27 protein-coding genes are annotated in these 26,527 nt (G+C 62.1%); 19 read left to right on the top strand and 8 right to left on the bottom strand.

Features of this window, described 5'->3' with window-relative positions:
- Positions 1-74: 74 nt before the first annotated feature.
- A complete protein-coding gene (locus tag ACWJKU_RS16990; RefSeq protein WP_454144186.1) occupies positions 75-1,421 on the bottom strand; it encodes a sigma-54-dependent transcriptional regulator in 1,347 nt (448 codons plus the stop codon).
- Positions 1,418-3,037, bottom strand: a complete 1,620-nt coding sequence (locus ACWJKU_RS16985) for a sensor histidine kinase (protein WP_454144184.1) — start codon at positions 3,035-3,037, stop codon at positions 1,418-1,420. Before ACWJKU_RS16985 ends, ACWJKU_RS16990 begins: the two co-directional genes overlap by 4 nt.
- 249 nt (positions 3,038-3,286) lie before the next feature.
- On the opposite strand from ACWJKU_RS16985, the gene sucC reads away from it, so the two are divergent.
- A complete protein-coding gene (gene sucC, locus ACWJKU_RS16980) occupies positions 3,287-4,447 on the top strand; it encodes an ADP-forming succinate--CoA ligase subunit beta (protein ID WP_454144182.1) in 1,161 nt (386 codons plus the stop codon).
- Positions 4,444-5,313: a succinate--CoA ligase subunit alpha gene (gene sucD / locus ACWJKU_RS16975; RefSeq protein ID WP_454144180.1), complete on the top strand. Its 870-nt coding sequence runs from the start codon at positions 4,444-4,446 to the stop codon at positions 5,311-5,313. Before sucC ends, sucD begins: the two co-directional genes overlap by 4 nt.
- A gap of 15 nt (positions 5,314-5,328) precedes the next feature.
- Here sucD and ACWJKU_RS16970 read toward each other — a convergent pair whose 3' ends face one another.
- The 3 genes from ACWJKU_RS16970 to ACWJKU_RS16960 form a co-directional block, all read right to left on the bottom strand.
- Positions 5,329-5,883 (bottom strand): NUDIX hydrolase, encoded by a 555-nt coding sequence (locus ACWJKU_RS16970; protein ID WP_454144178.1) that lies wholly within the window; start codon positions 5,881-5,883, stop codon positions 5,329-5,331.
- Positions 5,884-5,939: 56 nt separating this feature from the next.
- Positions 5,940-6,380, bottom strand: coding sequence for a sigma D regulator (locus tag ACWJKU_RS16965; RefSeq protein ID WP_454144176.1), 441 nt, complete (start codon positions 6,378-6,380; stop codon positions 5,940-5,942).
- Between the two features lie 146 nt (positions 6,381-6,526).
- Entirely contained in the window at positions 6,527-7,453 is a 927-nt protein-coding gene (locus tag ACWJKU_RS16960; protein WP_454144174.1) for a serine/threonine protein kinase, read from the bottom strand.
- A 64-nt stretch (positions 7,454-7,517) separates the two neighbouring features.
- On the opposite strand from ACWJKU_RS16960, the gene ACWJKU_RS16955 reads away from it, so the two are divergent.
- On the top strand, positions 7,518-8,387 hold the full coding sequence (locus ACWJKU_RS16955) for a YicC/YloC family endoribonuclease (protein ID WP_454144172.1): 870 nt from the start codon (positions 7,518-7,520) through the stop codon (positions 8,385-8,387).
- Positions 8,388-8,886: 499 nt separating this feature from the next.
- Here the strand turns inward: ACWJKU_RS16955 and ACWJKU_RS16950 are convergent, their stop codons facing one another.
- Positions 8,887-9,027, bottom strand: coding sequence for a hypothetical protein (locus ACWJKU_RS16950; protein WP_454144170.1), 141 nt, complete (start codon positions 9,025-9,027; stop codon positions 8,887-8,889).
- Positions 9,028-9,163: 136 nt separating this feature from the next.
- Here ACWJKU_RS16950 and ACWJKU_RS16945 point away from each other — a divergent pair, with 136 nt between their 5' ends.
- The 6 genes from ACWJKU_RS16945 to gmk all read left to right on the top strand — a co-directional run bounded on the left by ACWJKU_RS16945 (position 9,164) and on the right by gmk (position 14,936).
- Positions 9,164-9,379 carry a hypothetical protein gene (locus ACWJKU_RS16945; RefSeq protein ID WP_454144168.1) on the top strand — a complete coding sequence of 72 codons (216 nt, stop codon included), beginning with the start codon at positions 9,164-9,166 and terminating at the stop codon, positions 9,377-9,379.
- A gap of 294 nt (positions 9,380-9,673) precedes the next feature.
- Positions 9,674-10,084, top strand: coding sequence for a hypothetical protein (locus tag ACWJKU_RS16940; protein WP_454144166.1), 411 nt, complete (start codon positions 9,674-9,676; stop codon positions 10,082-10,084).
- A gap of 875 nt (positions 10,085-10,959) precedes the next feature.
- On the top strand, positions 10,960-11,184 hold the full coding sequence (locus ACWJKU_RS16935) for a hypothetical protein (protein WP_454144165.1): 225 nt from the start codon (positions 10,960-10,962) through the stop codon (positions 11,182-11,184).
- A 162-nt stretch (positions 11,185-11,346) separates the two neighbouring features.
- Positions 11,347-13,203 (top strand): methanol/ethanol family PQQ-dependent dehydrogenase, encoded by a 1,857-nt coding sequence (locus ACWJKU_RS16930; RefSeq protein ID WP_454144163.1) that lies wholly within the window; start codon positions 11,347-11,349, stop codon positions 13,201-13,203.
- Positions 13,184-14,047: a substrate-binding domain-containing protein gene (locus tag ACWJKU_RS16925; protein WP_454144161.1), complete on the top strand. Its 864-nt coding sequence runs from the start codon at positions 13,184-13,186 to the stop codon at positions 14,045-14,047. Before ACWJKU_RS16930 ends, ACWJKU_RS16925 begins: the two co-directional genes overlap by 20 nt.
- Before the next feature lie 274 nt (positions 14,048-14,321).
- Entirely contained in the window at positions 14,322-14,936 is a 615-nt protein-coding gene (gmk, locus tag ACWJKU_RS16920; RefSeq protein ID WP_454144160.1) for a guanylate kinase, read from the top strand.
- Positions 14,937-14,941: 5 nt separating this feature from the next.
- Here the strand turns inward: gmk and ACWJKU_RS16915 are convergent, their stop codons facing one another.
- Positions 14,942-16,375 carry a dihydrolipoyl dehydrogenase family protein gene (locus tag ACWJKU_RS16915; protein WP_454144158.1) on the bottom strand — a complete coding sequence of 478 codons (1,434 nt, stop codon included), beginning with the start codon at positions 16,373-16,375 and terminating at the stop codon, positions 14,942-14,944.
- A gap of 279 nt (positions 16,376-16,654) precedes the next feature.
- Between ACWJKU_RS16915 and iscR the strand changes: the two genes are divergently transcribed.
- The 3 genes from iscR (at position 16,655) to ACWJKU_RS16900 (ending at position 18,777) form a co-directional block, all read left to right on the top strand.
- Complete coding sequence (gene iscR / locus ACWJKU_RS16910; protein ID WP_454144156.1) at positions 16,655-17,143, top strand: Fe-S cluster assembly transcriptional regulator IscR; 489 nt, start codon at positions 16,655-16,657, stop codon at positions 17,141-17,143.
- 10 nt (positions 17,144-17,153) lie between these two features.
- Positions 17,154-18,311: a cysteine desulfurase family protein gene (locus ACWJKU_RS16905; RefSeq protein WP_454144154.1), complete on the top strand. Its 1,158-nt coding sequence runs from the start codon at positions 17,154-17,156 to the stop codon at positions 18,309-18,311.
- A 142-nt stretch (positions 18,312-18,453) separates the two neighbouring features.
- On the top strand, positions 18,454-18,777 hold the full coding sequence (locus ACWJKU_RS16900) for a HesB/IscA family protein (protein ID WP_454144152.1): 324 nt from the start codon (positions 18,454-18,456) through the stop codon (positions 18,775-18,777).
- A 60-nt stretch (positions 18,778-18,837) separates the two neighbouring features.
- Here the strand turns inward: ACWJKU_RS16900 and ACWJKU_RS16895 are convergent, their stop codons facing one another.
- Positions 18,838-19,131: a GYD domain-containing protein gene (locus tag ACWJKU_RS16895; protein ID WP_454144150.1), complete on the bottom strand. Its 294-nt coding sequence runs from the start codon at positions 19,129-19,131 to the stop codon at positions 18,838-18,840.
- A gap of 493 nt (positions 19,132-19,624) precedes the next feature.
- Between ACWJKU_RS16895 and ndk the strand changes: the two genes are divergently transcribed.
- Genes ndk through der form a run of 7 tightly spaced genes read left to right on the top strand, consistent with a single transcriptional unit; the run spans position 19,625 to position 26,493 of the window.
- Positions 19,625-20,056 carry a nucleoside-diphosphate kinase gene (gene ndk, locus ACWJKU_RS16890; RefSeq protein WP_454144148.1) on the top strand — a complete coding sequence of 144 codons (432 nt, stop codon included), beginning with the start codon at positions 19,625-19,627 and terminating at the stop codon, positions 20,054-20,056.
- Positions 20,031-21,131, top strand: coding sequence for a 23S rRNA (adenine(2503)-C(2))-methyltransferase RlmN (gene rlmN, locus ACWJKU_RS16885; protein ID WP_454144146.1), 1,101 nt, complete (start codon positions 20,031-20,033; stop codon positions 21,129-21,131). Before ndk ends, rlmN begins: the two co-directional genes overlap by 26 nt.
- Positions 21,128-21,898, top strand: coding sequence for a type IV pilus biogenesis/stability protein PilW (gene pilW / locus ACWJKU_RS16880; protein ID WP_454144144.1), 771 nt, complete (start codon positions 21,128-21,130; stop codon positions 21,896-21,898). Before rlmN ends, pilW begins: the two co-directional genes overlap by 4 nt.
- 36 nt (positions 21,899-21,934) lie before the next feature.
- Complete coding sequence (gene hisS / locus ACWJKU_RS16875) at positions 21,935-23,206, top strand: histidine--tRNA ligase (protein ID WP_454148171.1); 1,272 nt, start codon at positions 21,935-21,937, stop codon at positions 23,204-23,206.
- Positions 23,207-23,221: 15 nt separating this feature from the next.
- On the top strand, positions 23,222-23,869 hold the full coding sequence (locus ACWJKU_RS16870; protein ID WP_454144142.1) for a YfgM family protein: 648 nt from the start codon (positions 23,222-23,224) through the stop codon (positions 23,867-23,869).
- Positions 23,869-25,086, top strand: a complete 1,218-nt coding sequence (gene bamB / locus ACWJKU_RS16865) for an outer membrane protein assembly factor BamB (RefSeq protein ID WP_454144140.1) — start codon at positions 23,869-23,871, stop codon at positions 25,084-25,086. Before ACWJKU_RS16870 ends, bamB begins: the two co-directional genes overlap by 1 nt.
- A gap of 15 nt (positions 25,087-25,101) precedes the next feature.
- Positions 25,102-26,493 carry a ribosome biogenesis GTPase Der gene (gene der, locus ACWJKU_RS16860; RefSeq protein ID WP_454144138.1) on the top strand — a complete coding sequence of 464 codons (1,392 nt, stop codon included), beginning with the start codon at positions 25,102-25,104 and terminating at the stop codon, positions 26,491-26,493.
- Positions 26,494-26,527: the final 34 nt, after the last annotated feature.

The following is a 26,527-nucleotide window of genomic DNA, read 5'->3' as shown; positions in this document are numbered from 1 at the left end:
AGCCCGGCGGATGCTCCGGGCGACGGCCGACCGGCCGCCTATCCTCGCCGGTTTTCCGGCATTCCTTCATTCGCTCAGTCCAGCCCCAGCTTTTTCAGCTTATAGCGCAACGCGCGGAAGGTGATGCCCAGTTGTTTTGCCGCCGCCGTCCGATTCCAGCGGGTTGTTTCCAGCGCTTTGATGATCGCCTGCTTCTCGATCTCGTCCATATAGCTTTCCAGCGACAAGCCTCGTTCCCCCCGCGGCCTCTCGTCCGGCATGGCCGGCAAGGCGGTTTCGATCATTTCCGGAAGGTTCAGGTCCTCGATCAGAATGCGATGTCCTTCGCAGAGCGCGACGGCACGCTCCAGGATGTTTTCGAGTTCCCGTACGTTGCCCGGAAACGGATAGCTCAGAAGCGCGGCCAAGGCTTCGGAACTCAGTTCGACCTTGGCATGCCCGGGCGAGGTCAGTTTTCCGAGCATATGATCGACCAGGGCCGGAATATCGCTGTGGCGCTCGCGCAGCGGCGGAACGTGCAGCTCGATCACGTTGATGCGGTAAAAAAGATCCTGTCGGAAATCGCCGTTCCGGACCATCTCCGCGAGATTCTTGTGGGTGGCGCTCACGATCCGCACGTCCACCGGAATTTCCCGGGGCTCGCCCAGCGGCCGGACCGATTTTTCCTGGATCGCGCGCAGCAATTTGACTTGTAGCGACAGCGGCAGATCGGCGACTTCGTCCAGAAACAGCGTGCCTCCGTGGGCGGCCTGGAACAGTCCCTGCTTGTCCCCGACCGCTCCGGTAAAGCTGCCTTTTCTGTGGCCGAAGAATTCGCTTTCCATCAGGTCGTGCGGTATTGCGCCGCAGTTCACGGCGACGAACGGTTTTTCGGAGCGGGGGCTCATGGCGTGGATGAGCCGCGCGACCAGTTCCTTGCCGGTGCCCGACTCGCCGCTGATGAAGATGGGCGCCTGATTGCGCGCCAGCTTGACGATTTTGGAGCGGATTTCCCGCATCGCCTGCGAATCGCCGAGCAAGATATGGCGGGAGCGGCGGTCCCGGCCTTCCTGTTGAGCGAGCTTGAGCGCGGTGTTGATGAGACTCCGCAGGATTTGCAGGTCCAGCGGCTTGGAGACGAAATCGAAGGCGCCGCTCTTCAGGGCGCGGATGGCCGATTCCATGTTGCCGTGGGCGGTGATGACCGCGACCGGCAGCGCCGGATGGTTGAGCTGGATGTACTCCACCAGGTCCAGACCGTCGCCGTCGGGCAGCTTCATGTCGGTCAGGCAAAGATCGAAATGCCGGTTTTGCAGGAACTCTCTGGCCTGCCGCAAGCCTCCGGCCGATCGCACGTCGATATCCATGCGCTCGAGCGTGATTTCCAGCAATTCGCGGATGGCGGGTTCGTCATCGACGACCAGGGCGGACGGTCTGTTCATAATTCGATCGTGGTTTTTTGAGCATCGGCCAAACGGAGCCGGAAGCAACCGCCGCCGGCGGCGGCTTCGTATTCCAGTTTAGCCTGGTTGAGTTCGGCCAGTTCGCGCGCGATATAAAGCCCGAGTCCCGTGCCGCTGGCGGCGGTGGTGAAAAACGGTTCGAACATGTGCTGAACCGTTTGACAGTCGATGGGGGAGGCGTGATCGATGATCTCGATGCACGGCTCGCCCCGCGCCCGTTTTACGCGCACCCGGATGGCCCCGCGCTGGGGCTCGCCGTATTTCAGTGCGTTCGAGCAAAGATTTTCAAGAATCTGCTTGAGATGGCTGGGATCGATCAGGGCCTGATCGTTGATGGCCTCGATCTCGAGCCGAAAGGTCTTTTCGTGCACTCTCTGCTGCATCCGAAAGTCGCGCAGAAATTTTTTCAAAGCGGACGCCAGCGCAACGACTTCCCGTTTCGATTGGCCGCGCCGCGAGATTTGCAGCACGTTCTCGACGATGACGTTAACCCGCGCGGCGTGGTCGAGGACGATCTGGGTCAGGCGCCGGTCCTGCGGCGGCAACGACGGACATTCGGCCAGCAGTTGCGTGGCGTGGCTGATGGCCGTCAGAGGGTTGCGGATTTCGTGGGCGATGCTGGCGGTAAGACGGCCCAGAGAGGCCAGCTTGCCTTGCTGCACGCGCTGATTGTACAGGGCGTTGTCTTCCAGAAACGCCATGTAAATCGGCGGCCAGGTCGGACCCAGGCGGGTGAAGCGAACGTGAACCGGCTGCCCGGCGCGGGAGCCGATCCCCGCGGTGCCGAGGGTCGGATCGTCCAGCCAGTCGCAAAACAGTTCGGCGAGTTCCGGGCATGCGGCCTCCAAAGACCCGGAGTGCGCGGGGATGCCGAGAAGCCGGGCGGCGGATTCGTTCATCATCCGGATGCGGTGCTGCTCGTCGATGACGAGAATGCCCGACTGCAGGTGGCGGATGATGAATTCGTTGAGCTGCTGGAGATTGGCCAGATCCAGGCCCCGCTGCGCCGCGATCGCTTCGCTCTGTTCGGCGCGTCTGGCCAGGACCAGGGCGAGAATGGCGATGCCGAAGAACGAGGCTCCGAGCATGCCCGCGTAGGTATAAGAGGCGTCGAAAGCGCCGGAGAGCGCGGCGTAAACTTCTTCTCCCAGCACCGCGACGCTGGCCAGCGCCGCCAGCAGCAAGGCGCAGCGCCCGCCGGTCATGATGCCGCCGGCCGCCACCGACAAGGCCAATAACACGCCGGCGCCGGATTCCACGCCGCCCGATGCGTGCATGATGACGGGGATCGCGACGATGTCGGTGAGCACGTGCATCTGGGCTTGAACGGGGAAAGCCGGGCGGCGCAGAAGCAGCGGAATCAGCGAGAAAAAAATGGATCCCAGATAAAGGGTGCTGACGGCGGCGTAAAGTTCGGGATCGTGTTTGCCGAGCGATGAAGGCAGCGCCCCGAGGAAAAACAGAAAGACCAAAACGCTCCCCAGCGTCAGACGGTACAAAAGATAAACCGTCAGCGACTGCCACGCTTGATGTTCAGGGATGCGGTAATGCTCGGAGAACGGACAGGGCGAAATTTGCTTGTTGTCGAAGTCCATCGTTCGTTGCAACCATAAGCGCCGCGCGGCTTTGGCCGAGACGCTCAGGCCGTGGCGCGGGCCCGCGCGTACTGCCGGCCCGACCGCTTCGTCGGCCGCGGACGGGGCCGTGGCCGCGAGAGAGGAAAATGGCGAATCGGCATGGCTTCGGTGCGGTTTGGGAGCAGGTCTATTAAAATAGCCGGACACGTTAAGAGTAGCATCGATTTGGCGATCGATGCCCGGCGCGAGCGCTACACGGAGTATCCGATGAACCTACACGAATATCAGGCGAAGCATTTGTTCTCGTCCTACGGGCTGCCGGTCCCCCGCGGCACGCCGGCTTTTTCCGGGCGGGAGGCGGCCCAAGCGGCGGCGGCTCTGGGCGGCGGGCGATGGGTGGTGAAGGCCCAAATTCATGCCGGCGGACGGGGCAAGGCGGGCGGCGTCAAGCTGGTCGACAGCGTCGATGCGGTCGAGACCGCGGCCGGTGAGTTGCTGGGGTCGCGCCTGGCGACGGCCCAGACGGGCAGCGCCGGATTGCCGGTCAATGCCGTACTGGTCGAGGAAGTCCGCCCGATCGCGCGGGAGCTTTATCTGAGCGCGCTGGTGGACAGGGCCAGCGCCCGGGTGTTGTTTCTGGCTTCCAGCGCCGGCGGAATGGATATCGAGGAAGTGGCCGCGCGGCATCCCGAAAAAATCCTGAGCCTCGCGGTCGATCCGGCGGCGGGGCTTCAGCCTTACCAGTGCCGCGAAATCGGCTTTTCGCTCGGGCTTCAGGGCGAGCAGATCGGCGCCTTGGCCAAGATCATGAACGGCATGTACCGGCTGTTCCTGGACAAGGATTTGAACCAGATCGAGATCAATCCCCTGGTGGTGACGGAAGACGGCGCGCTGCTGGTGCTCGACGCCAAAATCAACGTCGACGACAACGCCCTGTTCGCCCATGCCGATTTGGCGGAACTGCGCGACCCGACCCAGGAAGATCCCGCGGAGTCCGCCGCTCGCCGACACGGGCTGAGCTACGTCACGCTGGACGGCAACATCGGCTGCATGGTGAACGGCGCGGGACTCGCGATGGCGACGCTGGACGTCATCAAGCTTTACGGAGGCGAGCCGGCCAACTTCCTCGACGTGGGCGGCGGAACCACGGCGGAGAAAGTCGCCGAGGCGTTCAAGCTGATTCTGTCCGACGCGAAGGTGAAAGCCGTTCTGGTGAACATTTTCGGCGGCATCGTGCGCTGCAATCTGATCGCCGAAGGCATCATCTCGGCGGTCAAGGAAGTGCACGTTCAGGTGCCGGTGATCGTCCGGCTCGAAGGAACCAATGCCGAGGAGGGCCGGCGCTTGCTCGAGCAATCCGGCTTGGCGCTGATTACCGCTTCGGATTTGGACGACGCGGCGAAAAAGGCTGTGGAGGCTGCGCAATGAGCATACTCGTCGACAAGAACACCAAGGTCATTTGCCAGGGCTTCACCGGCAAGCAGGCCACCTTTCATTCTCAACAGTGCCTGGAATACGGCACCCGACTGGTCGGCGGCGTGACGCCGGGGCGCGGCGGGCAAACCCATTTGAACTTGCCGGTGTTCGACACCGTCAAGCAGGCAGTGCGCGAAACGGGCGCCACGGCCAGCATGATTTACGTGCCGCCGCCGTTCGCGGCGGATGCCATCCTGGAAGCGGCCGATGCCGGGATCGAAGTGATCGTCTGCATCACCGAGGGCATTCCCGTGCTGCACATGCTTGGGGTCAAGGCGGCCCTGGCCCATTACGACGCCGCTCTGATCGGTCCCAACTGCCCCGGCGTGATCACGCCCGGCGAGTGCAAGATTGGCATCATGCCGGGCTTCATTCATCAGAAGGGCTCGGTCGGCATCGTGTCCCGATCCGGTACCTTAACTTACGAAGCGGTACATCAAACCACCAGGGCCGGGCTCGGCCAGAGCACCTGCGTCGGCATCGGCGGCGACCCCATCAAGGGTCTCGATTTCATCGATCTTCTGGCCCTGTTCCAGGGCGACGATCAGACCAAGGGCATCATTCTGGTTGGCGAAATCGGCGGCAGCGCCGAGGAAGAAGCGGCCGAATATATCAAGGCGCACGTCACCAAGCCGGTGGTCGGCTATATCGCCGGTCTCACCGCGCCGCCCGGAAAACGCATGGGTCATGCCGGCGCCATCATCACCGGCGGCAAGGGGACGGGAAAGAGCAAGGTGGCGGCGCTGCGCGCGGCCGGCGTTGAGGTCGTCGATACTCCGACGGATATGGGGCAGCGGATGAGTGCGCTGTTGAGTTGACGAGCGGGGAAGCGGCTAGCTTCCCGGCATTTTGCGCTGATCCGGCGCGATGTTCTCCATTCTGAAGACGTAGCGGCCTTGTTTGCGATCGGCGAAAAACAGGCGCAGCGAGCGATAAACCGTCTCGAAGGAGATTTCGCCCCAGGGGATTTCGTCTTCCCTGAACAGGCGCGTTTCCAGAGTTTCCGAGCCGGCCGAGTAGCGTTCTTCCAGCATGCGGGCGCGGAAGAACACGTACACCTGCGAAATATGGGGAAGGCTGAAAATGGTGTATACCGGGTCGAGTTCCACTTCGATGTTCGCTTCCTCGCGCGCCTCTCGGCGGGCCGCGTCCGGCAGGGTTTCGCCGAGTTCCATGAAGCCCGCGGGCAGGGTCCAGTAGCCGAGGCGCGGTTCGATGGCCCGCTTGCACAGCAATACCCGATCCTGCCACACCGGAATGCATCCGGCGATCAGCTTGGGGTTTTGATAATGGATGGTCCCGCAGCCATCGCAGATGTGCCGCGGACGGTCGTCGCCTTCGGGGATGTCCCGTCTAAGCGGCGTCCCGCAATGGGTGCAATAGTTCATCGGGCGTATCGTGGGTGAGCGTGGGCGGAGGGCTTCCGCGGCCGAGAGGCCTTCGATCAGGCCATCATGGTTCCGATCAGTCGATCTTCGAGTTCGATGCGCATCGCCAATTCCTCGCCGAGCTTGGACAAGTCGGGCTCCAGCTCGGTTTCGAGCGCGCTGCCGGTCAGCTTTTCGTACTTGTCGTTGAATTCCACCGCTGCATCGGTGGTTTCGGCGATGCGAGGATAGATTTCCTCGGCGAGACTCAGTACTTTTCTCCGGCGCTCGCTGCCGTCGATGATGCGCTGATAAATTCCGAAATGTCCCAGCGAAATGTAATCGATCAGCAGCTGGCAGAATTCCTGGACTTTCGATTCAAGGGGCCGCGCCGCCGTGAAGGGTTTCATGCCGGCGATCGTACAGTACAGAGACCAAACTTGGTGCCGTTCCTCGAGGAGTTCCCTGATCATCTGATTGGTGTTTTGCCTGCGTTCGTTGGTGCTCGCGCTTATCATGGCCGTTCCTGATTTTTCTTTTCCAGAGAGGTTGGCATACATTATGCCATCTTGCGCGGAGGAACAATCCTCCCCGACGGCGTCGGATGCCTGCCGGCGTTGCGCCGAAAACGGCTCTTTTGCGGTGAAGGCAGGGGCGAAGCGGGTCAAGGATCGGCCGGTCGGTTTTCCGGGGAGATGAGGCGCGAAAACTCGTCGATCGATTGCGGGCGCTGCGCCGGATCGACGGTCATGGCCCAATCGATGGCTTGCAGCAAATCTTGCGGATAGCGGTGTTTGAACGCCTTGGCCGCCGGCATCAGGTTGTCGCGCTCGGCGCGAATCGGAGCCGCGGGAGGCGGGATGCCGTCCAGGCACATGCGCATGGTCGCGCCGATGGCGTAGATGTCGCTCCACGGACCAAGCGCGCCTTCGTCCTGATATTGTTCGATGGGAGAAAATCCGTTGGTCAGGACTTTGCCGATGCGGGCGTGCTCCCCGTACGGGTAAGGTTGCGAAGCTCCGAAATCCAGCAACAGAGGGTCGCCGCCCGAGCGGATCAGGATGTTCTGCGGCTTGATGTCGAGGTGCAGCAGCCCGTTTTGGTGAACCGTCCGCAGCCCATCGAGGAGCGCCGGGAACACCAGCCGCAGAAACTGGTCGCTCACGCCGCCTTTCTTTTCTTTCACCAGATAATCGCCGAGGATTTTTCCGTACTCGAACGTCATCACCAGATAAACCGTCGAGTTGGCCTGAAAGAAATTCAGGACCTCGACGATGTTGCGATGCTTGAACTGGGTGAGAACCTTGGCTTCCTTCAGAAACAGCCGCCGACCGCGCAGAAACATCGAGCGGGTTTCTTCGCTGTTCGGCACGACATGGTTTTCCGGCGTGCGGTGCGCCAGGCGGTGCGGCAGGTACTCCTTGATGGCCACCTGATGCTGGTCCGCCAGTTGGCGCGCCAGATAGACCGAACTGAATCCGCCGCCGGCCAAGGGGCGCTCGATCATATACTGATCGACGACCGTTCCCGATCTCAAAAAGTACAACGGCTTCGACGGTTTGCCGGGAGAATCTGGCCAGGGTTTCCGCATGCGGATGATTCGGCTTAATATGCACTTTCGATCATAATCCAACCAGTATAAAGCAAGATTTTCCATGATCCGAAGCATGACCGCCTTCGCCAGCGGCGAACGAGACATTCAAGGCTGGCTTTTTACCTGGGAACTCCGTTCGGTCAATCACCGATACCTCGATCTTTCCCTGCGCCTGCCGGACGCTTTCCGCTTTCTGGAGCCGGCCGCCCGCAGCCGTATCGGCACGCTCATCAATCGCGGCCGGCTGGAATGCACCTTGTCCTGCAAGAAAAGCACTGAAGGCGGCGCCGACATCCGCGTGCATCGCGACCTGGTGGCCAAACTGCTGGCCGCCGCCCGCGAGGTGGACGATCTGAGCGATCGGCCTTTGGCCTGTTTCAGCGCCCTGGATGTCCTGAAGTGGTCGGGCGCCCTGCACGAGCCGGAGGCCGACCGGGACCGGCTGGCCGCGGAAATTCTCGACCTTTTGACTGCCGTTCTGAAGCAAGCCGTCGCCGCGCGGGAAAACGAGGGACGTCAACTCGCGGTTTTGCTGGAAGAACGCTGCCTCAAGCTGAGAGAGCACGTGTCGGCGGTACGGACGCGGATGCCGGACGTCTTGCAATCGATCCGGCAGAAGATCGTCGCGCGACTGGCCGAGATCTCCGCCAATCCGGATTCCGACCGGCTGGAGCAGGAGATGGTCTATCTCGCCCAGAAACTGGACGTCGACGAGGAACTGGACCGACTCGACGCCCACGCCGACGAAGTGATGCGGGCCTTGCGCCAAAAACAGCCGGTGGGCCGGCGTCTCGATTTCCTACTCCAGGAAATGAACCGCGAAGCCAATACGCTGGGTTCGAAATCCGCCGATGCCGAAACCACCAAAGCATCGGTCGAAATGAAGGTGCTGATCGAGCAAATGCGAGAGCAGGCGCAGAATATCGAGTAGCGTTTCGCGCCAAATCACGAAATCCTGCGATCTCCCGAAAGCCGCTATCGATGCGGCTTTCTTTTCGACCGTAAAGCCGCGATGAAAACGCTCTGGCGCCGGAATCTCCATAACCAGAATAGCTGGCATCGAGCCGAGCCTTTGCCGGACGTCTGAGCCGACCACGACAAGACCAAGGACGGCTACGAAATTCCGCTGAACCGCCTGCGCCGCGGGCCGTCACCGGGCGCGCCGTGCGGCCCGGTTTTTGGTTGAGCGGCGCCCGCTACCGGTGCAAGATCGGCCGCCTTGTGGGGTGACTCCGGATTCAGACGATCGAGCGAAGCTTCGAGCCGTCTCGCCGGCCGGAGTTCAAGGCCGTGGAATGCGATTTTTTCACCGCTGCCTTCCACGGCCCTCGATAGGATCGAGGATTTCGAAGGATATCGGGAATAGGCGGCCGTCCCTTTCCGGCATACGTGTAAAAGCGCCGGCGATCCCGCTCAACGGGGTCGAGTTTTCACTCGTATTGCCGGGCGGTGTAAGTATTGGAGTTTTCCTTGGAATCGTCGTCCAGGCCTTGGGCGATGTCGACGTCGGTAATGACGACGGACAAAAACGCCAGCGCGATGCTGCAAATGAATTGATGAATAAATCGCATCGGAACCCTCCACGATAGATGTGAATGTTTGCGCCGAAAAATGAAACCAATAGGCGTCGTAACGATCTCGGCAACGGATTCCAAGCAGATATGGTGCCATTTACAAGTCATTGACGATGTTGCCAAATGAAAACCCATGAAGATTTTCTTCGGTGTAATTGCACCCGAAACCGGTGATTTTGAACCCGGCCGCACGACGATTTTCGGGGCAAGCGGGCCTTCCGTTTCGGCCCGGCTTGGTTTTCGCCGGTCGTTCGCGATGGGTGCGGTTCGTTCCGGACAATTCCTGCCCGGCACCCAGCCGATTCGCCGCGCCACAAGGCGCGCCAGAGCGCTTTCGATACGGACGTAGGGGCGACTTGAGTCGCCCCTCGCGACAACGACACCGGCGTTCCGCACGGAATACCGTCAGCACGAGATGAAAACGCTTCGGATCGAGAATCCATGCCTGCGGCGGGGAAAGAGCCTCGAACGGGAATGTTAAACTTGGCTGTGCCGTTGATTCGCCGGCGTGCTTGGGCGGATTCGGCCAAAGGGGACCCGCCGAAACGGCGGAACTGCACGCAGAAGCCGCAGGATGCCGAAGCGAGCGGGGAAACGATTTGCATATCCGCGATTGGTCGATTATCGATAGGGTAAACAAAAGATGAAATGCAAGAATGCTTGTTTGACGCTGTTGATCGGATTTTCCGCTTTGGCCGCCGACGAAGCTTGGGCGCGAAGAGAGGCCGGCAACGGATTGCAAGGCAATGGAGGGTCGGGAGAACAATATCAGGAGCAACATCAAGAGCTTCGACAGGAGCGAAAAGCTTTTCAGCAAGATTACCGCGACCAGACCCAGGAGCGCGCCCGGAATCGCGGCGTCGGACCTGAGGGGACGCGCCCGAGCGAACTGGAAGGGGGGCGCGGATCTCTGATGACGCCGGATGAGCGTGAGAATTACCAAAACCAGCACCGCGAGTTGCGCGAGAACAGGAAGGGCTTGCGGGGGACGGGGCATGGCGCTGGCAGGGGCGGGCGCGGCAAGGGCAGGGCAGGGGCAAATAGCGGCGGATAGTCGGCCCGGGCTTTGCCGCCGCGCCCGCCGATCATTCATCGCGACCCGCTCGGGAACGCCCCGCTTCGGCGGGGTTTCTTTTGCCCGGGCCGACGCCAAGGCAGGACGTGTACCGGCCCGAAATGCCGGGAGGTATTTATAGGCCGGATTAATCCGGGGCAGGGATGCCCCGACGCGGCGACAAGTCGCGTGAGCCCAGGCCGGGCGTGTACCGGCCTGGCGGCCCGTAAATACCTGGAGGGTATTTACGGGTCTGATTAATAATCCTAAAACCGCCGTTGAATCTCCGAAATGACCGCAAGGCCACATCAGCCGCCGCAGGCCCTCGCCCCAACCCCTCTCCCGGAGGGCGAGGGGCCAAACGGGTACAAACCGGTATGATCCTTTACAAAATGGACCGGGCACATGGTTTACATCCGTTAAGGTATTGGCGAGGAGGAAACGCCGATGCCTCCGACAAACCGGTTCCGCAATCGGCGTCAACTTGGGATGATTGCAGTATTGGGCCGGGATACTTATGCGCTTAGTATTATGACCCTTTGGGCACATCGAAAGCCTACCCCGTTCAGGCTTCGACCGGCTCGGCACGAACGGAGCCGGTCGATCCGATGGGAACCGTTCGCACCGAGCGGGTCGAAGTGTACGGTTTTTCGAGGTGCTTCTTTGCAGACCGGCCGAGCCGTCGATTTGAATCGGCGTATTCGGCGCCGAAATCCCGCGGAATCGCTTTGCGCGAATAACCTTTGAAAACCGGAGTCCTCGATTCGCGATCGAATCCATGCGGACTCGAGGCCGGGGCGAAATAGGCGAGTGGCAAAAAGGTTCCGGCTGCGGGATTGATACCGATGTCGTTTTAATCTGTTGGAGCAACGGACATGAACCGACTTGAACCATGCACTGCCGCCCAGGGCAGGCAAAACGATCACGCCGCGCCGATGCGGATTACCCGGCTGATATACGATAGCAGCGGGCTGCGCCGCATCATATCCCGTCAAGCGGGATGCTTTCCCGATCTGGACGTCAGAAGGGCCCAAGGCGAGAGCGAGGCGGCGTTTCGCCGGCGGGCGGGATTGATACGCGACGGTTCACGGCCGGATTGAAAGTCTTGGCGTTCAAATTCAATCGTCGGGTTTCTTTTCGTTCCCGGCGCGAGCGTTGTCGCGCGTTCCGTCCGCAGGAACTCCCCCGGTTTCAGGCGGGTCCTAAATTTAGACCTCGTTTCCGGGGATGAGCAAAGAGAAGCCGGCTCAGCAGGAGGCGCGATGCGAAAATCAGGGAGGACACGTTCTCCGCCGTTTCGTGGCCGGCCCGCCGGGCGGTTTTTTCTCCAGGTCGCCGTTCTTGCGCTTTCATGGCCACTGCCATCGAATGGAGCGGCCATCGTCCAAAAGGCCGAACCTCCCGCCACCGCTTTACAAAAAGCCTCCGATGAAGACGGCCAGTGGCTCATTTCGGCCAAGGATTACGCCAATACCCGTTTCAGCGCCCTCGATCAGATCAAGGCCGAAAACGTCCGCGATCTTCGGTTGAGTTTCACCTTTTCGACCGGCTTGGCCCGCGGCCACGAGGCCGCGCCCATCGTGGCCGACGATGCCCTGTACATCGTGACACCGTACCCGAACGTCCTTTACGCCCTGGATTTGATCCGGCCGGGCGCGCCCCTCAAATGGAAGTACGATCCGAAACCTTTGTCTGCGGCTCAAGGACTGGCGTGCTGCGATGTCGTGAATCGCGGGGCGGCGTATTCGAACGGCAGAATTTTCTTCAATACGCTGGACGGCCAGACCGTCGCGGTCGATACCGAGACCGGAAACGAGGTCTGGAAAACCCGGATCGGCAACATCAACCTGGGCGAATCCATCACGATGGCCCCGCTGATCGTGAAGGGCAAGGTACTGGTGGGAAACAGCGGCGGTGAATTCGGCGTGCGCGGCTGGCTGGCGGCGCTCGATGCGAACGATGGCCATGTCGTCTGGAAGGCGTATTCCACCGGTCCCGACAAGGACGTGCTGATCGGCTCCGGCTTCAAGCCGTTTTATCCGCAAGACCGCGGCAAGGATCTGGGCGTTTCCACCTGGCCGCCCGAGGCCTGGAGGATCGGCGGCGGCACCGTGTGGGGATTCATTTCCTACGATCCCGCGCTGAATCTGATCTATCACGGCACCGCCAATCCGGGGCCCTGGAACCCCGAGCAGCGTCCCGGCGACAACAAGTGGACGGCGGGGGTTTTCGCGCGCAATCCGGATACCGGCGAAGCCCGCTGGTTCTATCAGTGGAGCCCCCACGATCTTTACGATTACGACGGCATCAACGAGAACGTTCTGCTCGATCTGCCCATCGGCGGGCAGGTCCGGAAAGTTCTGGTCCATCCCGACCGGAGCGGTTACGTGTACGTTCTCGACCGCACCACCGGCGAGGTATTGTCGGCCACGCCTTTCGTGCACATCACGACGACCCAGGGAGTCGACCTGAAAACCGGGCGCCCGCGCGAAGTGCCCGAGAAAGCGCCGCGCTTCAACGCCGTCGCTCATGAGATATGTCCCGCAGCCCCAGGGGGCAAGGACTGGCAGCCTTCGGCCTATTCGCCGAAAACCGGCTGGCTTTACATTCCGCATCAGAATCTCTGCATGGACGAGGAAGGCGTCGAGGCCAACTACATCGCGGGCACGCCCTATGTCGGCGCCAATGTGCGGATGTACGCGGGCCCCGGCGGGCACCGGGGCGAATTCACCGCCTGGGATCCGGTTGCGGCCAGGCCGGTCTGGAAGATCAGGGAGAATTTTCCGGTCTGGAGCGGCGCGCTGGTCACGGCGGGCGACGTCGTGTTCTACGGGACGATGGAAGGCTGGTTCAAGGCCGTGAACGCGCACACCGGCGAGTTGCTGTGGCGGTTCAAGTGCGGCTCCGGAATCATCGGCCAGCCGGTCACGTATCGCGGTTCCGACGGCAAGCAGTATGTGGCGATCCTGTCCGGTGTCGGCGGCTGGTCGGGAGCCGTCGTGGCCGGCGGGCTCGACCCGCGCGACGGCGCGGGAGCCTTGGGATTCGCGAACGCCATGGCCGATTTGCCGGAGCACACCACGCGGGGCGGGATGCTCTATGTCTTCGCGTTGCCGTAAATGTGCGCTTGCCCTGCTGTGGATATTGTCGGCGGGAGCGGGAGCGGGAGCGGCATCGGCGGACGCGAGCGATGATCTTCCGAGGCGCGCCCTTCGCATCTGCGCGGACCCCAACAACCTGCCTTTCTCCAATCGGAGAGAGGAAGGCTTCGAAAACAAAATCGGCGAGCTGATCGCCCGCGAACTCAACGCCAGGGTCGAATACACCTGGTGGGCGCAGCGCCGCGGTTTCATCCGCAACACGCTTCAGTCCTACCGGTGCGACGTGGTTCTCGGCGTTCCGAGCGGTTTCGAGCCCGCCCTGACGACGACGCCGTACTATCGGTCCAGCTATGTGTTCGTCTATCGCCGGGATGCGGGGCCGAACATCCGTTCCTTCAACGATCCGGCGCTGCTCGACGTCAGAATCGGCGTGCAGATCGTCGGCGACGACTTCGCCAATACCCCGCCGGTCCATGCCCTGACCAGCCGGAAGATCGTCGACAACGTGGTGGGTTATACCGTTTACGGCGACTACTCGAAGGAAAATCCGCCGGCCCGAATCATCGATGCGGTGGCGACGGGCGAGATCGACGTCGCCATCGCCTGGGGGCCTTTGGCGGGGTACTTCGCCAGGCGGCAGACGGTTCCGCTCGCCGTCGTGCCGGTTTCGCCGCCGGCCGACCGGTCGCTTCCCTTCGTGTTCGACATCGCGATGGGGGTGCGGCGCGGCGATAAACGATTGCGGGCCGAACTGGAACGCGTCATCTGGCGCCGGCGAAAAGAGATCGACGCCATTCTGGACGATTATGGCGTGCCTCGGATCGGAACCCGCCTTTCCGGGCGAAACGGACGGTCGGGATGAACGCCGTTCGCTTGGCCTGTCCGGTTGCGGCCGTTCTTCTTTCGCGCCCCGAGAAACCGGGAGGCCGCCGTCCGGAGCGAGCGGTCATCCTGGCCGGCCGCGGGGGCTGCCTTGCCATTCCCGGCATCTCGCCGGCTTTCTTTATACGCCGCAGTAGACGGCCGATTCTCACGATCCCGACGGTATGACATGCTAAGCTAACGCTCCTTTGGGTCCATGCTGCGGCGGCGTGGATCGGAAGTCGTTAAATTACTTCGGATCATTCTTGAGGCACATGAGTATCGGCACGCTGTTCATCGTTTCGGCCCCGTCCGGGGCGGGAAAAACCAGTTTGGTCAGGGCACTGCGGGAAAATCTCGGCGGCTTCACGGTGTCGGTGTCGCATACCACGCGGGCGCAGCGTCCGGGCGAAGTTCACGGCCGGGATTATTTTTTCGTGGATCATGCCGAATTCGAAAGAATGGTCGCGGAAGGCGAGTTTCTGGAGCATGCCAGGGTGTTCGACAACTATTACGGCACGGCCCGGACGACCGTGGAAAAAGCCTTGTCCGAGGGACAGGACGTGGTGCTCGAAATCGACTGGCAGGGTGCGCGGCAAATGAGGAGCCTGATGCCCGGCTGCGTTTCCATCTTTATCCTGCCGCCGTCGCGGCGGACCCTGGAGGAACGGCTCCAAGCGCGCGGTCAGGACGATCCGGACACCATCGCCCGGCGCATGCGCGACGCCATCTCGGAGATGTCCCATTACGGCGAATACGACTACCTCGTCGTGAACGACGACTTCGACCAGGCTCTCGCGGAACTGCGCAGCGTCGTGGTCGCCAGCCGGCTTAAAACGGGGCGGCAGTCCGAGGCTTACAAGGATCTGATCGCCGGCCTGCTGGCCTGATTCTGCTATTGGCCGCCGCGCAGGCCGAACAGGCATTTCAGCCAGCGTTTCGCGGTCGGCGTCAGGCCGGCCTTGAGACGCTGTTCGGCCAGGCGGCGGTTGATTTGCGCCAGGGTCGGGTAGATGTGGATGGTCCCGGCGAGATCGGATACCTTCAAATGCTTGCGCATCGCCAGAACGTATTCGTGAATCAGCTCGCCCGCGCGGGCTCCGGCGATGGCCGCGCCCAGAATATGTCCGCGAGGCGTAGTGACGAGCTTGGCGCGGCCCGTCGCTTGGTCATCGGTCACTGCCCGGTCGAGGTCGGCGAAATCGAAGGTGTAGACCCGATGCGGAATACCGCGGCCCCGCGCTTCGCGTTCCGATAAACCGACACGCGCCAGCTCCGGATCGGTGAACGTGCACCACGGCACGGCTCGGGTTTCGGCTTTAGCCGGGATATGGAACAGAGCGTTTTTCAGCACCACGCCGGCCTGATGCTCGGCCGTGTGGGTGAAGAGAAAAGGCCCCGCCGCGTCGCCGCAGGCATGGATGCGCTGGTTGCTGGTACGAAGCCTGGCATCCAGCTTCAGGCGGCCTTGCTCCAATATCACGCCGGCCGCTTCCAGCCCCAAGTCTTCCAGGTTCGGTTTCCGGCCCACGGCGATGAGCAAATGACTGCACGCGATCCGGCTTTCTTCGCCCGCTCGGTTTCCGATCAGCAAGCGGATGTCGCCCGCCCGTCCCTCGGCGCGAATCAGCGAGTGTTCCAAATGAAAGCGAACGCCTTCCCGGCGTAGCCGTTCGTGGACGATTTCCGCCAGATCGCCGTCTTCTTTCGGGAGGATTTGCGGGGCTATGTCCACTACCGTCACTTCGCTGCCCAGCCGCCGGAACGCCTGCGCCATTTCGATGCCGATCGGGCCCGCGCCGAGGATCGCCAGATGCGGCACCGGCTCGCGCAGATCGAACAGGGTTTCGTTGGTGAGATAGGGAACCCGGTCCAGTCCTTCGATGGGCGGAATTGCGGGGCGGGAGCCGGTGGCGATGACGAAACGCTTCGCGGTCAGCGCTTTTCCGTCGATCTCGAAACGATCCGGGGCGACGAAGCGGCCGGCGCCGAACATAACGTCCACGCCCATATCGCGGAATCGCTCCGGACTGTCGTGCGGTTCGAGGGTTCGGATCACGCCGGCGACCCGTTCCATGACTTCGGCCAGAACGATGCCCGGCTCGCAGCCGCCGATCGCGGCTCGGCCGGCCGAACGCAGGGTCTCCGCGACCTTGGCCGAATGGAGCAGGGCCTTGCTCGGGACGCAGCCGTAGCGCAGGCAATCGCCGCCCAGCGCGCGCTTTTCCACCAGCGTCACTTTCGCGCCCAGGCTGGCGCCGCCCGCGGCGACCACCAGGCCCGCCGCGCCGCCGCCGATGACGCAAAGATCGAACTCGGGTCTATTCACCCCCGCCCTCCGCTGGGTCTATGGGTTCCCGCATCCGCCGCCCGTCGCGACCGTGTGGATATCGAGAATGGGCGCCCGCCGCCGTCCGACCGGCGCGCGGCGATGTCGGTGAAGGTGACGCCGCGATCTATCCGGAATTGTCGGGATAAGGCTTGCGAATGCATGATGCCGGCCGCCTTGACAGACGGAAACAAATGCCGACGTAATAATTGACTATTTTTCTAGGATATGTGAATCTGAATTCCCACGCATTTAGTGTGAAATTCCGGGAGTCATTCCGTGCGCTTAACGACGAAAGGCCGCTACGCCGTCACCGCCATGCTGGATCTGGCCTATCATAGCGAAAAAAGGCCGGTGACATTGACCGATATCGCCAAGCGACAGCACATCTCGTTGTCCTATCTGGAGCAATTGTTCGCGCGCTTGCGTCGGGCCGGAATGGTCGAAGGCGTGCGGGGACCGGGCGGCGGCTATCAGTTGAGCCGCGGCGCCGACCAGATCAATATCGCCGAAATCATCATCGCGGTCGACGAGACCATCGACTCGACCCGCTGCGGCGGCAAGGCCAACTGCCAGAACAGCCAACCCTGCCTGACCCATGAGCTGTGGATGGGGCTGAGCGAGCAGATTCGCGACTATCTGGCCTCGATCAGCTTGCAGGATATCCTGCAGCGCAAGAGCGTGCGCCTGATCGCCGAGCGCCAGGACAAGCAGGCGTCCGGGGTTCAGGGCATCGACATGCTGCTGCGCCGGGAAACGCTGCTGTAGCTCCGCCGAAATGGTTTACTTCGATCACAATGCGACCACGCCGCTGGATGAGCGCGTCCTGGACGCGATGGCGCCCTATCTGGGCACTTTTTTCGGCAACCCCTCCAGTCTTTACCGGATGGGGCGGATCTGCCGCGGCGCGATCGATACGGCGCGCGAGCAGATTGCCGCCCTGGTCGGCGCGCATCCGTCCGAGGTGGTGTTCACCAGCGGCGGGACCGAGGCGAACAACCTGGCGCTAAAAGGATTGGCTTTTTCCTGCGAGCCGGGATCGATCGCCGCGGGTGCCACCGAGCATCCTTCGGTCTCGGAGCCGCTGGATTTCCTGAAGGCGAGAGGTTGGCGCGTCACGACCGTTCCGGTGGACCGGAACGGCGTGGCCGATGCGTCTTTCGTCGAATCCTTGCTGGCCGGCGATCTCCGCTTCGCCACCCTCATGCTGGCCAACAACGAAACCGGCGCGATTCAGGATATCGCGCCGATCGCTGCCGTGTTTCGCGAGCGCGGCGCAGTCTTTCACTGCGACGCGGTGCAGGCGGCCGGCAAGATCCCGGTCGATTTCAAGGCCTTGGGCGCGCAGGCCATATCCCTTTCGGCGCATAAGATTTACGGTCCGAAAGGGGCGGGCGCGCTGATCCTCGACAAAACCGTCGCGCTCGAACCGCTGCTGCACGGCGGCGGACAGGAGCAGGGCTTTCGCGGCGGCACCGAGAACGTGGCGGCCATCGTCGGTTTCGGCAAGGCAGCGGAACTGGCCTTGTCCGAACTGGAAGAACGACGCGCCCGTCTGCTCGGTCTGCGTCGGCGGTTGGAGGACGGATTGGCCGCCGTGCCCGGCGCGATCTTGTTCGCCGCGCCTGCGGAGCGGTTGCCCAATACCTTGCAGTTCGGCGTGGCGGATTACGACGGCGAAGCTCTGGTCATGAACCTCGACCGGCAAGGCATCGCGGTGTCCAGCGGTTCCGCCTGCGCCAGCGGTGCGGGCGAGCCCAGCCCGGTGCTTTTGGCCATGGGGGTCGAGCCGGCGGTCGCCAAGAGCGCGATTCGGGTCAGCTTCGGCAAAGACAACACCGAGACGGAGGTCGATCGTTTTCTGGAAGTCTTGAAAAAACTCGTCGGCATGCCCACGTTCGAGGGGCGGGGAGCGGCGATCAAGAGTCTGCCCTAGGGAAGCTCCGAAAAAGCCCTCCCTCCAGGTGAGATCTATCAGATCGATCGTTTGCTCGGGCGGCTCCTCCGAATCGGAGATTCGACCGGAGCTTTCCCGGATGCCTGAAGCCTTTTTGAACCAGCGATTCGAGAGAGAATTTATGTCCATCACCTTGACCGAGAAGGCGGCGCAGCAGGTCGCCAAGCAATTGCAAAAACGCGGTGCGGGAGTAGGGCTCCGGCTCGGCGTGAAAAAATCCGGCTGCACGGGGTTCGCCTACGTGATCGAGTATGCCGATGCGGTGGAGTCGGGCGACGCCGTATTCGAGCAGCACGGCGTGCAAGTCATCGTCAGGGAGGGCGATTTGGCCTATCTGGACGGCGTCCGGGTGGATTATCGCCGGGAAGGCATCAATGAAGCGTTCCGGTTCGACAATCCCAATGTCAAGGCCACCTGCGGCTGCGGAGAAAGTTTCGCGGTCTGAGCGATAGCGCGGGGGGGAGGGCGCCGGGTACGCGCCCTCCCCGGACGGATAGCGGCCGACCTACCCCATCTTGGCGATGATCCCGTTCATTTCCGTTTCGGAAAAAGCCCGCAAGGTCAGGGTTCGCACGTTGCCGGCGGCGCCGATGCTCGCCACGAGCGCCGCCATGGAAGCATCGTCGGGCGCATCGAATATATTCACCACATCGTAATTCCCGAGCGTCCAGTAGAACTCCTTGGGCGTCACGCCCAGCTTCTTTGCCGTCTCTCTTATGGCATCCGCCCGCTTGGCCGTGTCCTTGAGCGCGTGAATCCCCTGCTCGGTGAATTTGTTGAGGACGATGTAGGTTGCCATGATGAACTCCTTCGCCGTATTCGAGACCAAACCGCAGGGTAATGCATATGGGAAATGAAATGCATAAGGGCTTCCTCTTATGGGCACCTCGAAAAACCGACCCCGTTCGGGCTTCGACAGGCTCGGCACGAACGGAACCGATTGATCCGACTGGTGGAATCTTTCGCACTGAGCTTGTCGAAGTGTACGGTTTTTCGATGTGCCCTTATGGGCCCGCGGGCGCCCGGTTCAGCCTGCCCGTTTTCCGATGTTTCTGCGGCGCGATTCGCCGCCGGTCTTGCAAAAGCTCCCCACCCGCTCGCCCGGTGCGAGCCACTCGCGCCGTTTGAAAACGGTTTCGAAGTCCGGTATTTCTTATCATCGGCCGAAATTTCCAGTAAAATCTTGATGTTTTATCTGCCCGTATCGGGGCGGCGAACGTTTTTCCGAAAGCCGAAAACACTCGGTTTTCATTCACCTCACAACACCGGCGAATTCGAATCAAGGAGATCTAATGGCGGTCGAACGCACCCTATCCATTATCAAACCCGACGCTGTAGCCAAGAACGTGATCGGCGAAATTTACAGCCGCTTCGAAAAGGCGGGGCTCAAAATTATCGCGGCCAAAATGCTGCACCTTTCCCGCGAGCAGGCGGAAGGATTTTATGCCGTCCACAAGGCAAGGCCGTTCTTCAACGATCTGGTCAACTTCATGATCACCGGACCCGTGATGGTGCAGGTGCTGGAAGGCGAAAGCGCGATTGCCAGGAACCGCGAGATCATGGGCGCCACCAACCCCAAGGAAGCCGCGCCCGGCACCATTCGCGCCGATTTTGCCGTCAGCATCGATGAAAACGCGGTGCACGGTTCCGACGGACCGGACACGGCGGCGCAAGAAATCGCATTTTTCTTCAAAGAGAATGAACTCTGCCCCCGTACCCGCTGATTCCGGCGGAAAGCTGAATCTTCTCGGCCTCGACCGGAAGGCGATGGAAGCCTTCTTCGTCGAGATCGGGGAAAAGCCTTTTCGTGCGACGCAGTTGCTGCAATGGATCCATCAGCGCGGCGTCGACGACTTTTCGGCGATGACCAACCTGAGCAAGTCGTTGCGGACGCGACTGGCCGAGCGTTGCGAAATCCGGGTGCCGGAGATCGCCTATGCACAGAAATCCTCGGACGGCACCCGCAAATGGCTGCTACAACTGGATGAGCAGAACCGCATCGAGACGGTTTTCATTCCCGAGGACGACCGCGGCACCTTGTGCGTTTCGTCGCAGGTAGGCTGCGCTCTCGAATGCTCGTTCTGTTCCACCGCGCGGCAGGGATTCAACCGCAACCTGAGCGCCGCCGAGATCGTCGGCCAGCTTTGGGTGGCCCGGCGCGAACTCGGCGAAGGCCGGGTGACCAACGTGGTTCTCATGGGCATGGGCGAGCCGCTGCTCAACTTCAACAACGTGGTCGCCGCCACCAGCCTGATGCTGGACGACTTCGCCTACGGGCTCTCCAAGCGCAGGGTGACGATCAGTACCTCAGGCATAGTGCCGGCCCTGGACCGGCTGGCCGAAGTGTCGGATATCGCCCTGGCGGTATCGCTGCACGCGCCGGACGACGAATTGCGCAACGAACTGGTGCCGATCAACCGGAAATATCCGATCAAGGCGCTTCTGGCGGCCTGCAAGCGCTACGTGGGGCGGGAAAACCGCCGCAAAGTGACGTTCGAATACGTGATGCTCGACGGCGTCAACGACACGCCGGCGCATGCCAGGGCGCTGATCCGGCTGCTGAGCCACGTGCCGTCCAAGGTCAACCTGATTCCGTTCAACCCGTTTCCGGGGGCCGATTATCGCTGCTCCAGCCCGGAAACCATACGCCGGTTCAGCGACATGCTGCACGCCGCCGGATTGATCGCGACCACCCGCAAGACGCGCGGCGACGACATCGACGCCGCCTGCGGCCAACTGGTGGGCCGGGTGAACGATCGCACGCGCCGGCATCACCGGCTACAGGCTGCCCGACCATGAAGCTTCGCGTTTTGATTTGTCCGGTATTGTGCGCGGCGCTCGCCGCCTGCGGCGCATCGAAGACTCGCACGATCCGCGCCAACGATCCTTACGGTGCGCTCAGCGAGTCCGAGATCTACGTCCAGAAGGGCGTCCAATACATGGAAGCGGGCAATTACGAGATCGCCTTGCAGGATCTGACGCGGGCCACCGAACTGGACGGGCGCAACAGCGAAGCCTTCAACGCGCTGGCGGTGCTGTATCAAAAGCTGGATCAGCCGGCCGATGCCGAGCGCCAGTTCAGGAAGGCGTTATCGGCGAATTCCGACAACTTCGGCGCCCGCAACAACTACGGCCGTTTTCTCTGCGCCCGGGGACAATATGAGGAGGCCATGAGCCAGTTCCGGGAAGTCATCGGCTCGAAGCTCTACGGTTCGCCCTGGATCGCGCTCACCAATGCCGGGCTTTGCGCCCGGTCGGCGGGCAAAGCGGCGGAAGCCGAGCAATATCTGCGGAAGGCGCTGGAGCACGACTCCCGTTTCGCGCCGGCCCTGATCGAGATGGCGGAACTCAGCCTCGAAACCGGCCAGCAGATGTCCGCGCGCGCCTTCTTGGAGCGCTATCATGTCTCGGCCGGGCAGAGCCCGAGATCGCTTTGGATCGGCGTGGAGACCGAGGCGGCGCTCGGCAACCTCCAGGGCGCCAGAGAATACGCCAGAACCCTGCGGGAGCGTTTTCCCGACACGAAGGAGGCCGCACAGGCCAGGCGCTACATCCTTCCGAATTGATCCTGTTTCCTAAACAACCCCACGACACACCTACCGATTATGGAAAAGATTCAGGCCATCCGCGGCATGCACGACATTCTGCCCGATCGCGCGCCGCGCTGGCAGCACGTCGAATCGGTCGTGCGCCGCGTCATGGCGAGCTACGGCTATCAGGAAATCCGTCTGCCGCTGGTGGAAAAGACCGAGCTGTTCAAACGCTCCATCGGCGAGGTCACGGATATCGTCGAAAAGGAAATGTATACCTTCGAGGACCGTAACGGCGATTCCTTGACCCTGCGTCCGGAAGGCACGGCGGGCTGCTTGCGGGCGTGCATGGAGCACGGTTTGCTGCACAATCAGGTGAGCCGGCTGTGGTATGCGGGGCCCATGTTCCGCCACGAGCGTCCGCAGAAGGGCCGCTATCGCCAGTTTCACCAGGTGGGCGTCGAAGCCTACGGCATGGCGAGTCCCGACATCGATGCCGAGCTGATTCTGCTGAGCGCCCGGCTGTGGCGGGAACTGGGCATCGAGCGCAAGCTCGAATTGCAGATCAACACCCTGGGAACGGCCGAAGAGCGGCACGTGTATCGCGCCAAGCTGGTGGATTTCTTCCGCGCGCATTACGGCAAGCTCGACGAAGACAGCCAGAGGCGCCTGGAATCCAATCCCTTGCGCATCCTGGACAGCAAGAATCCCGACATACGCGAGCTGATCCGGGCGGCGCCGGTTCTGGCGGACGAACTGGGCGAGGAATCCGGCGCTCACTTTCGACGGCTGAAGGAACTTCTCGGCGAGGCCGGCATCACATACACGGTGAATCCCACGCTGGTGCGCGGTCTCGATTATTACTCGAGAACGGTTTTCGAATGGGTCACCCACGAGCTGGGCGCCCAAGGCACGGTATGCGCCGGCGGGCGCTACGACGGGCTGATCGAACAATTGGGCGGCAGGGCCTCGTCCGCGATCGGATTCGCGCTCGGCATGGAGCGTTTGATCGAGCTTCTCGACGCCCCGGAAACGCTCGATGCCGCGGCGCTGCCCCACGCCTATCTGATTCGCGTGGGCGAGCACGCCGAACGCAAGGGCGCCGTGCTGGCCGAAACCTTGCGCGATGCCCTGCCGAATTTGCGGCTGGTGGTGAACTGCGGCGGCGGCAGTTTCAAAAGCCAGTTCAAGCGGGCGGACAAAAGCGGCGCCGCCCTGGCATTGATCATGGGTGAAGATGAAGCGCGAGATCAACTGATCGGCGTCAAGCACTTGCGTACGGAGGCCGATCAGAAAACCCTTGCGCAATCCGAATTGATCCCTTTTTTGCAAACGCTCATTTAACGCGGCGAGGTTCGAGTGGAAGTTTATTTGACGGAAGAGGAGCGGTTAGAAGCGCTCAAGCGGTGGTGGAAAGAGAATCGGCAATCGCTGATCGTCGGCGTTCTCCTGGGCATCGCGGTCATCGTCGGCTGGAACATGTGGCAGGGCAACGTGCGTAGCCAGAACGAGCAGGCATCCAGCCTCTATCAGCAGATGCTGAAGGCGGGCGAAACCAGGCAAACCGAGCCGGCGATCAAGCTGGGCGAGCGCGTGATCGCCACGTATCCGTCGACCGCCTATGCCGATTACGCCCGCTTGCTGCTGGCCAAGCTCAAGGTCGACGCCAACGATCTGGCCGGCGCGAAGGCGGCGCTGGAAGAGGCTCTCGGCAAGACCAAGGACGAAAACCTCAAACACATCGCAAGACTTCGTCTCGGCCGGGTCATGTTGGCCTCCGGCGAAACCGCCCCGGCCCTGAGTCTGGTGGAACCGCTGACTCGGGCGCAGATGGGGAAATTCGCGGGTCTTTACGAAGATCTCAAAGGCGATTTATACGCGGCCTCCAACCGGCCGGATCAGGCCCGCAAGGCTTACGAGGCGGCGCAAGAGCTCGGCGAACCCTCTCCGCTGCTGGAGCTGAAATTGAACGATCTGCCGACCGCGCCGAAACCTGCCGGAGCCTGATGCGTCATTTTCTTGTCCTGTTTTTGGGCGGCGTTCTGCTGACAGGCTGTAGCGGCCTGGGCGTCCTGAAAGACGCCGCTTCCGGCATAGGAGAGTATTTCGGCGGTTCGGACAATGCAGACCCCCCCGCGGAACTCCATGAGTTCGAGCCCGCGGCCGAGATGTCGATACTTTGGAATGCCTCTGTCGGCAAGGGCTATGCCAAGCAGTACGTCAATCTGGTTCCCGCCGTCACCGAAGATCGGATTTTCGCTGCCGACCGCAAGGGCCGGGTACAAGCGCGCAGCCGACTCGACGGCGACAAGCTGTGGTCGGCGGATACCGAACTGCCCGTTTCCGCGGGTCCGGTTATCGGCGAGAACAAGCTGATACTCGGCACCAGCAATGCCGAGGTCGTAGCGCTGAACGACGGCGACGGGTCGGTTCTCTGGAAGACCGCCGTGTCCAGCGAAATTCTCGCCCTGCCGCGGGTCGAGGGCGATACCGTAGTGGTGCGGAGCAGCGACGGGCGGATTACCGGGCTCGACGAAAAAACCGGCGCGACGCGCTGGTATTATGACCGCTCGATACCGGCGCTTTCGATTCGCAGCCGGGGTTCGCCGACGATCGCGGGCGATCTGGTGCTGGACGGCTATGGCAGCGGCAAGCTGATCGCCTTGGGGCTGGCGGACGGCAAACCCGTGTGGGAGGCGACGGTTGCATTGCCGCGCGGCCGCTCCGAGATAGAGCGTCTGGTCGATATGGATTCCGATCCGATCGTGAAAGGAGACACCATCTACGTGACGGGTTATCAAGGCGGCGTAGCCGCCGTATCGTTAAACAACGGCGAGGTGCAATGGCGCCAGACCGACCTTTCGTCTTACGCCGGCATGGCGGCGGCTCGCCGCTCGCTGTTCGTGACCGATGCCGCCAGCGATGTCTGGCAACTGGACATGCGCAACGGCGCCGATCTGTGGAAGCAGGATGAATTGCACCTCAGACGCCTGACGGCGCCGGCCGTGGTCGAGGACTACGTGGTGGTCGGCGATTTCGAAGGATATCTCCACCTGCTCTCCCAGGAAGACGGCAGCCTGGTAGGGCGGGTGAGAGTGGACAAGAATCCTATCGAGGCGACGCCCGTGGTGCTCGGCGACGTCATCTACGTTTATACCAGCGGCGGCACCGTCGCCGCCGTCTCGGTGAAAGGGTCGTCCGGGCGCTCCCCGGACGACCGTTAGCGATTGGAATAGTTTATGTTACCCGTAGTCGCTCTGGTGGGCCGCCCCAATGTCGGCAAGTCCACCTTATTCAATTATCTGACCAGGACCCGCGATGCGCTCGTGGCGGATTTTCCGGGTTTGACCCGCGACCGGCAGTACGGCCGGGTGAGGCGCGGCCAACGGGATTATTTCGTAGTCGACACCGGCGGCATCGTCGAGACCGAGCTCGGCATCGACGAGCAGGCCATGCGCCAGGTGAGTTACGCGCTGGAAGAAGCGGACCTGATCCTGCTGCTGGTCGACGCGCGCCACGGTCTCAATGCCGGCGACGAAGCCATTGCCGAACGCTTGCGCAAGACCGGAAAGCCGGTTTTCCTGGTGGCGAACAAGATCGACCGGGCCGATTTGGCGGTCGTGGCGGGCGAATTCTACGCGCTCGGCCTGGGCGAACCGCACCCCATTTCGGCGTCCCACGCCCTCGGCATCGACGCGCTGCTCGACGAACTGGAGGCGAAATTGCCGGCTTCGAAGGAGCTCGAACCCGCGGAAGAATCGCCCGGCATCCGCATCGCCGTGGTCGGACGCCCCAACGTGGGCAAATCGACCCTGGTGAACCGCATTCTGGGAGAGGAGCGGGTGGTCGTTTACGATCAGCCCGGAACCACGCGGGACAGCGTCTACATTCCCTTCGAGCGTCACGGCAAAACGTACACCCTGATCGATACCGCCGGCATCCGCCGCCGCGGGCGGGTTTCCGAGGCCATCGAAAAATTCAGCGTCATCAAAGCCTTGCAAGCCATCGAAAAGGCTCACGTGGTGATCTTCCTGATCGATGCCCGCGAGGGCGTGACCGACCAGGACGCCACGCTGCTGGGGATGGTGCTGGACATCGGCCGCGGGCTCATCATCGGCCTGAACAAATGGGACGGACTCAGCCCGGACCACAAGGATCAGGTGCGGCGCCAGATCGATTTGAAGCTGCCGTTTCTCGATTTCGCGGAAAAGCATTACATCTCCGCGCTGCACGGCACTGGCGTGGGCCATCTGCTCGACGCGGTGGAGTCCATTTACGAGGCCGCGATGCGGGACTTGTCTGCCTCGCGGCTCACCAAAATCCTTCAGGACGCCTTGGCCGCCCATCAGCCCCCCTTGGTCCGGGGACGGCGCATCAAGCTCAAATACGCCCATCAGGGCGGCCAGAACCCGCCGGTCATCGTGATCCACGGCAACCAGACGGAAGAAATTCCGGGCGCGTACAAGCGCTATCTGAACAACGCCTTTCGGGACGCCCTGGATATACAAGGCACGCCGATCAAGCTCGAATTCAAGAGCAGCGAGAATCCGTTCAAGGACAAGCGCAACGTGCTGACCGCCCGCCAAGTCCGAAAGCGCCGCCGCCTGATCCGGCACAGCAAAAAGACCTGACGGCTTTTCGGGCTGCCGGTATCGCTCGCAGCGG

Source organism: Methylocaldum sp. MU1018, from assembly GCF_053646775.1.
This window is presented reverse-complemented; position numbering and strand designations above follow the sequence as displayed.